Raw genomic sequence first — 7,374 nt, 5'->3', positions numbered from 1 at the left:
GCGCCGCCGCGAGCGGTCAGCAGGGTGGTGAGGAGTTGCGATTCGTTCTTCTGGCTGGCGGCCATTCCCGCCGCGAGGGTGCGCACGGCGGTCGTTTCGGCGTGATCGGCGGCGTATTCGATCATGGTGAGACCGCCCTGGTGGTGGCGCAGCATGAGTCGCAGGAACATCGGGTCCAACTCGGCGGGGGTGGCCTGACGCAGGGCGGCGAGTTCGGCGGCGGTGGCCATGCCCGGCATGGTCGACGTCGGGCCGTTCATGGTGTGGTTGTCGGTGCCGCCGTGGTCGTGACCGCCACCGCGGGTGTCGGTCATCCAGCCCATGTAACCGTCGAGGCCCTGGGCCGGCTTGCCCCAGAGTTGGAGCCAGCCCTGCATGCGACCGATCTGGGCCTGCTGGGTGGTCATGATGTCGTAGGCGATCCTGCGCACGTCGGGATCGGTGGAACGCATCAGGGCGATGCCCGCCATCTCGACCGCTTGCGCGTGATGGGCCGACATGTCCTGGGTGAAGCCGATGTCGACGGTTCCGGGATCGGGTTCGGCGGAACCGTCGAGCGGGATGCGGGCCAGGGTGCCGATGGCGAAGCCGATGAGGATGGCCCCGATCGCGCCGATGATCAGCAGCGCGGTCCGCTGGGTGCGGAACTGTTCGCGCATTCCGGTGTCAGAGGTTTCCGACAGTGCGGCGACGTCCTCCGATCCCGAATCACCGGGGTCCACCTCGGAGCCGGGGCGATCCGGCTCCGAGGCGTCGGGCGATGATCCCACTACTGTCCCTGCTGGGGCTGCGGCGCCAGTCCGGTCGGCAGTGACGGCACACCGGGGATGTTCGGCATCGCGGGAACCCCGCCACTACCGCTCAGCTCAGCCGGGTCGGTGACGATGCCGGAGCCGTCCATCGGCACGGCGCCGGGGCCGACGGGGGACGGGTCGAACGGCGACGGGTTCTCGCGGTCGAAGTACGGGTTGGAGCAGTCGGCGCCGACCTCGGGGTACACGCCGTAGGGATTCTGGCGCAGCGCGGTGATGAACTGGTTGATCCGCTTGTCGTCGGGGCTGTCCAGTTTCAGCTGGTGACCCCAGGACTGCAACGAGATCGCCTTGTCGAGTCCCGGATAGGGCGACATCAGCGTGTACGCCTTGCCCTCGACCTTCTTGCTCAGCGTCTCGACGCCCGAAGCGTCGACCTTGTCCGGGTTGTAGGCGATCCAGACCGCGCCGTGTTCGAGCGAGTGCACGGCGTTCTCGGAACGGATCGCCTTGCCGTAGACGACACCGGTGCACGCCGCCCACGCCGAATCGTGGGGTCCGCCGAAGGGCGGGGTCTGGTCGTAGGCCACCCGCTGGGTCGGCTCGACATGCTTGCCCGCGCCCTGCGCGTAGTCCTTCTTCAGCACACCCTCGATCTGGTCGGAGGGGTCCTTCTTCTGCGCGCTCGGCGTGAATTTCTCCAGGTCGGCCTGGTCGCGGTATTTCGGGACCAGGCTGTATGCCAGGGCGCCGATCAATGCGATGATCACCACGGCCCCGCCGATGGCCATCCACGGGATCTGGCGCTTCCCCGGAAGCCGGCTCTTGCCGCCGCCCCCTTTTTTGAGGGAGGGCGAGCCCTTCCCTGCGGCTCGGACGGCCTTGGCCGACTTCGAGGCATTGCTACTCGACATCGCTCGTGTGCTCTCTCGACGTGATGATTGCGCTGTGCTGCGTGGTGCCCACCCGAAGGTGTTCACCTGCCCAGACCATAGGATAGAGACTCGTGACTCCAGCTGACCTTGCAGACCTCCTCCGCGCGATCGCCGCGAAGGTGCTCGCCGAACGTGGACTGGACCCCCAGGTCCTCCCCGACGAGGTCACTGTCGAGCGTCCGCGTAATCCGGAACACGGTGACTATGCCACGAATGTGGCGCTTCAGGTCGGGAAGAAGGCGGGCGCGAACCCGAGGGAGCTGGCGGGCTGGCTGGCCGAAGCGCTGGCCGCCGCGGACGATATCGCCTCGGCCGAGGTCGCCGGTCCCGGCTTCCTGAATATCCGTCTCGCCGCCGCCGCGCAGGGGGCGATCGTGACGAAGGTGCTGGCCGCGGGCACGGCGTACGGAACCGGTGACGCGCTGGCCGGTACCGCGATCAATCTGGAATTCGTCTCCGCGAATCCGACCGGGCCGATCCACCTGGGCGGTACCCGGTGGGCGTCCGTCGGCGACGCTCTCGGCCGCATCCTGGCCGCGCAGGGTGGCGATGTCACCCGCGAGTACTACTTCAACGACAACGGCGCGCAGATCGACCGGTTCGCGAACTCGCTCGTCGCCGCCGCCACCGGCGCGCCGACCCCGGAGGACGGTTACGCGGGCGCCTACATCACCGAGATCGCCGCGACGCTGCTCGCCGCGCATCCGGACGCGCTGACCCTGCCGGAGCCGCGGCGTCACGAGCTGTTCCGGCGCGAGGGCGTCGAGTTGATGTTCACCCACATCAAACAGACCCTGCACGATTTCGGCACCGATTTCGACGTGTACTTCAACGAGAGTTCGCTGTTCGCCTCCGGTGCGGTCGAGAAGGCCGTCGAGGAGTTGAAGACCTCGGGCAATCTGTACGAGAAGGACGGCGCCTGGTGGATCGCCAGCACCGAATACGGTGACGACAAGGACCGCGTCGTCATCAAGAGCGACGGCACCTCCGCCTACATCGCCGGTGATATCGCCTACTTCCAGAACAAGCGGGCCCGCGGCTTCGATCTGTGCATCTACATGCTCGGCGCCGATCATCACGGATACATCGGCAGGCTCAAGGCCGCCGCGGCCGCGTTCGGCGACAACCCCGACACCGTCGAGGTGCTCATCGGCCAGATGGTGAATCTGGTGAAAGACGGTGTCGCCGTGCGGATGAGCAAGCGCGCGGGCACGGTCGTCACACTCGACGATCTGGTCGAGGCGATCGGCGTCGACGCCGCCCGCTATTCGCTGGTTCGTTCGTCGGTCAACTCCAGCATCGATATCGATCTGGATCTGTGGACCAAACAGAACAACGAGAATCCGATCTACTACGTCCAGTACGCGCACGCGCGCACCTGCCGCATCATCGACAACGCGTCGGCCTTCGATTTCCCATCCGTCGCACCGGATTTCGCGCTGATGAGTTCGGATCGGGAGGGTGAGCTGATTCGCACCATCGGGGAATACCCGCGCGTGGTGACCAGCGCTGCCGAGATGCGCGAACCGCACCGGGTCGTGCGCTACCTGGAGGAACTGGCCGGGGCCTATCACCCCTTCCAGTCCGACGACGACATGCGGGTACTGCCTCGGGGTGAGGAGCCGGTCAGCGCGCTCAACGCCGCGCGGCTCGAACTGGTCAAGGCGACCCGTCAGGTGCTGGCGAACGGTCTCGGACTGCTGGGTGTCAGCGCACCGGAGCGAATGTGAGTGCGTCACTGTCGAGTCGCGCGAGCGCGCTCGCTGATCTCAGGAAGGAAGCACGGTGAGTGCTCATCCCGCCGGACCCCGGCACGCCGAAATCCCGCACGCCCCGAATCTGGCCGAGCGGCCTTCGGATCCGAGGCAGATGATCGACCTGCCCGCGAACGTCTGGCCCCGCAACGCCTCCCGTGACGACGACGGCGCGGTGCGGTTCGCGGGCGTGCCGGTGCGGGATCTGGCCGCCGAGTACGGAACCGCGCTGTTCGTCGTCGACGAGGACGATTTCCGCTCCCGCTGCCGCGATATGGTGCGCGCTTTCGGGCCCGACGCGCGGGTGCACTACGCCTCCAAGGCATTCCTGTGCGGCGAGATCGCCCGCTGGATCCGCGACGAGGGCTTGTCGCTGGACGTCTGCTCCGGCGGCGAGTTGGCGATCGCCCTGCACGCCGGCTTCCCCGCGCAGCGAATCGCGTTGCACGGCAACAACAAATCGGTGGACGAACTGGAAACCGCGGTGCGCGCCGGTGTCGGCCACGTGGTGGTCGACTCGCTGATCGAGATCGAGCGTCTCGAGGCGGTCGCGGGCGCGGCCGGGGTGGTGCAGGACGTGCTGGTACGCGTCACCGTCGGTGTGGAAGCCCATACACACGAATACATCTCGACCGCGCACGAGGATCAGAAGTTCGGTTTCTCCATCGCGGGCGGCGACGCGATGGAGGCGCTCGCGCTGGTCTTCGAGGCGAAGAACCTGCGACTGGTCGGCCTGCACAGCCATATCGGATCGCAGATCTTCGAGATCGACGGATTCGAGATCGCGGCCCGTCGCATGCTCGGCCTGCTGCGCGACGCCATCGACAAATTCGGCGCGGAACGCACCGCGCAGATCTCGATTCTGGATCTCGGTGGCGGACTGGGTATTTCGTACCTGCCCAACGACAATCCGCCGCCGCTGGACGAGTTCGCGGCCAAACTGCGCGGGCTCGTCGAAGCGGAGGCCGCCTACGCGGGCCTGCCGACGCCGAAGATCGCGGTCGAACCGGGTCGCGCCATCGCCGGTCCAGGCACGGTCACCCTCTACGAGGTCGGCACCATCAAGGACGTCTCCCTCGACGGCGGACTGCGCAGGCGTTACGTCAGCGTCGACGGCGGCATGAGCGACAACATCCGCCCTGCGCTGTATCAGGCGGACTACGATTGCCGTCTGGTCTCGCGCTCGTCGGAGGCCCAGCCGGTCGTCGCGCGCGTGGTCGGAAAACATTGCGAGAGCGGCGATATCGTCATTCGTGACACCTGGATGCCCGCCGATGTCGGCCCGGGCGACCTGATCGCGGTGGCCGCCACCGGCGCGTACTGCTACTCGATGTCCAGCCGCTACAACCAGTTGACCCGCCCGGCGGTCGTCGCCGTCCGTGACGGGCAGCCGCGGCTGATCCTGCGCCGGGAAACGGTCGCAGATCTGCTCAGCCTGGAGGTGCAACAGTCATGACCGCAGTGGCCAAGAACGGTAACTGGGGAGCGGATCGACCGCTCGGCGTCGCTGTCCTCGGTATGGGCAATGTCGGCACCGAGGTGGTGCGGATTCTGCGCGACCACGCCGAGGACCTGCGCTCGCGCGTGGGCGCGCCGGTGGTGCTGCGCGGTGTCGCCGTGCGCGATCTCGCCAAGGATCGCGGGCTGCCCGCCGAACTGCTCACCACCGACGCGGACGCGCTCGTCGCCCGCGACGACGTCGACCTCGTGGTCGAGGTGGTCGGCGGTATCGACCCGGCCCGCCGCCTCATCCTCGCCGCGCTGAACGCGGGCAAATCCGTGGTGACCGCGAACAAGGCGCTGCTGGCCGACTACACCGGCGAGCTCGCCGCGGCCGCCGAACGCAACCGCGCCGACCTCTACTTCGAGGCCGCCGTCGCCGGTGCGATCCCGGTGGTGCGTCCGCTGATCCAGTCGCTGTCCGGCGATCGGGTCAACCGTGTCGTCGGCATCGTCAACGGCACCACCAATTTCATCCTCTCCGCGATGGACGAGACCGGCGCCGACTATTCGGCGACGCTGGCCGAGGCCACCCGCCTCGGTTACGCCGAAGCCGATCCGACCGCCGACGTCGAGGGTTACGACGCCGCGGCCAAGGCCGCGATCCTGGCCTCGCTGGCCTTCCACACCCGGGTCACCGCCGCCGACGTCTACCGCGAGGGCATCTCGAGGATCAACGCCGAGGACCTGGAAACGGCCTCGGCGGTGAACTGCACGGTCAAACTGCTCGCCATCTGTGAGCGGGTGGGTGCGGGACCGGGGGAGCCCACCCCGTCCGAGGGTGGCAAGGAGCGCATCTCGGTGCGCGTCTATCCGGCGCTCATTCCTCGCAAACATCCGCTGGCGGCCGTCAGCGGCGCGTTCAACGCGGTCGTGGTGGAAGCGGAGAACGCCGGACGGCTCATGTTCTATGGTCAGGGCGCGGGCGGCGCTCCGACCGCGTCGGCGGTACTCGGCGATCTGGTCATGGCGGCCAGGAACAAATTCTTCGGTGGCCGCGCTCCCGGTGAATCGGTTTATGCTGAGCTACCGATCGCGCCGATCGGCGATACGCCCACTCGCTACCACGTGAATCTCCAGGTCGAAGATGTCCCGGGGGTCCTGGCGAAGGTCGCGGGCGAATTCGCCAACCACGGCGTCAGCATTTCCACCGTGCGCCAGGAAGGGCACGGCGAGGGTGCGCGCCTGGTCGTCGTCACCCATCACGCGGTGGAGTCGGCGCTCGCGGATACCGTCGCCGCTCTCGCGGAGATGACATCCGTCACCAATGTGACCAGCGTTCTGAGATTGGAAGGCACCGAGGAATGAGTACCGGTATCGGGCAGCAGGGCGGGAAGGCGATCGCCCCGCAAGCCGGCGTGCATTCGCGCTGGCCTGGTTTGATCGCGGCCTACCGCGATCGTCTGCGGGGTGCGGCCGACTGGGAGCCGGTGACCCTGTTCGAGGGCGGCACCCCCTTGGTGCCCGCGCCGTACCTGTCCGAGCTGACCGGCTGCGAGGTGTACCTCAAGGTCGAGGGTGCGAATCCGACCGGTTCCTTCAAGGACCGCGGCATGACGATGGCGATGACCGACGCCAAGTACCGCGGCCAGAAGGCGGTGCTGTGCGCGTCCACCGGCAACACCTCGGCATCGGCGGCGGCGTACGCCACCCGGGCCGGGATGAGCTGCGCGGTACTGATCCCGCAGGGCAAGATCGCGATGGGCAAACTGGCCCAGGCCGTCATGCTCGGCGCGAAGATCATCCAGGTCGACGGCAATTTCGACGACTGCCTCGAATTGGCCCGCAAGGTGACCTCGGACTTTCCCGAGGTCGGCCTGGTGAATTCGGTGAACCCGGCGCGGATCGAGGGGCAGAAGACCGCCTCGTTCGAAATCTGCGACGTACTCGGTCGAGCGCCGGACGTGCACGCGCTGCCCGTCGGCAACGCGGGCAACATCACCGCCTACTGGCGCGGTTACCGCGAGTACTACGCCGACAACATCACCACCGGTCTGCCGCGCATGCTCGGCGTGCAGGCGGCCGGGGCCGCGCCGCTGGTCAACGGCGCACCGGTCTCGAATCCCGAGACCATCGCGACCGCCATCCGGATCGGCGCGCCCGCCTCGTGGAACGGTGCGGTCGAGGCCAAGGAACAGTCCGGCGGCGCTTTCCGGGCGGCCACCGACGACGAGATCCTCGAGGCGTACCGCCTGGTCGCCGCGCACGAGGGCGTCTTCGTCGAACCCGCGTCCGCGGCCAGCGTCGCGGGTGTGCTCGCGGCGCACAAGGACGGCTGGCTCGGCACCGGGCTGACCATCGTGTGCACCGTCACGGGTAACGGCCTGAAGGATCCCGACACCGCGCTGTTGGGAATGCCGCAGGTGCAAGCGATTCCGGTCGATCCGGTCGCCATCGCCGCCGAACTCGAGCTGGCCTGAGTTGAATTCGCGC

The 7,374-nt window shown here is 67.8% G+C and carries 6 protein-coding genes; 4 read left to right on the top strand and 2 right to left on the bottom strand.

What is annotated here, in order from left to right; translation table 11 throughout:
• Both JZ792_RS35155 and JZ792_RS35150 read right to left on the bottom strand, forming a co-directional pair.
• Window positions 1-659, bottom strand: a 659-nt coding sequence (locus tag JZ792_RS35155) for a DUF305 domain-containing protein (protein WP_216917219.1), incomplete at its 3' end; no start/stop codon positions are given.
• A gap of 110 nt (window positions 660-769) precedes the next feature.
• Window positions 770-1,666 carry a thioredoxin-like domain-containing protein gene (locus JZ792_RS35150; RefSeq protein ID WP_216917217.1) on the bottom strand — a complete coding sequence of 299 codons (897 nt, stop codon included), beginning with the start codon at window positions 1,664-1,666 and terminating at the stop codon, window positions 770-772.
• Window positions 1,667-1,758: 92 nt separating this feature from the next.
• Here JZ792_RS35150 and argS point away from each other — a divergent pair, with 92 nt between their 5' ends.
• The 4 genes from argS to thrC are packed head-to-tail and all read left to right on the top strand — an operon-like array spanning window position 1,759 to window position 7,361.
• Window positions 1,759-3,417 carry an arginine--tRNA ligase gene (argS, locus tag JZ792_RS35145; RefSeq protein WP_216917216.1) on the top strand — a complete coding sequence of 553 codons (1,659 nt, stop codon included), beginning with the start codon at window positions 1,759-1,761 and terminating at the stop codon, window positions 3,415-3,417.
• A 55-nt stretch (window positions 3,418-3,472) separates the two neighbouring features.
• Entirely contained in the window at window positions 3,473-4,897 is a 1,425-nt protein-coding gene (gene lysA / locus JZ792_RS35140) for a diaminopimelate decarboxylase (protein WP_216917215.1), read from the top strand.
• Window positions 4,894-6,249, top strand: coding sequence for a homoserine dehydrogenase (locus JZ792_RS35135; RefSeq protein WP_216917214.1), 1,356 nt, complete (start codon window positions 4,894-4,896; stop codon window positions 6,247-6,249). Before lysA ends, JZ792_RS35135 begins: the two co-directional genes overlap by 4 nt.
• Window positions 6,246-7,361: a threonine synthase gene (thrC, locus tag JZ792_RS35130; RefSeq protein ID WP_216917213.1), complete on the top strand. Its 1,116-nt coding sequence runs from the start codon at window positions 6,246-6,248 to the stop codon at window positions 7,359-7,361. The genes JZ792_RS35135 and thrC overlap by 4 nt, the downstream gene beginning before the upstream one ends.
• The last annotated feature ends 13 nt before the right edge of the window (window positions 7,362-7,374 follow it).

Source organism: Nocardia noduli (assembly GCF_019038455.1).
Classification (GTDB): domain Bacteria; phylum Actinomycetota; class Actinomycetes; order Mycobacteriales; family Mycobacteriaceae; genus Nocardia; species Nocardia noduli.
The sequence above is the reverse complement of the archived record's forward strand: the minus strand, read 5'-3'. Positions and strand labels throughout refer to the sequence as shown.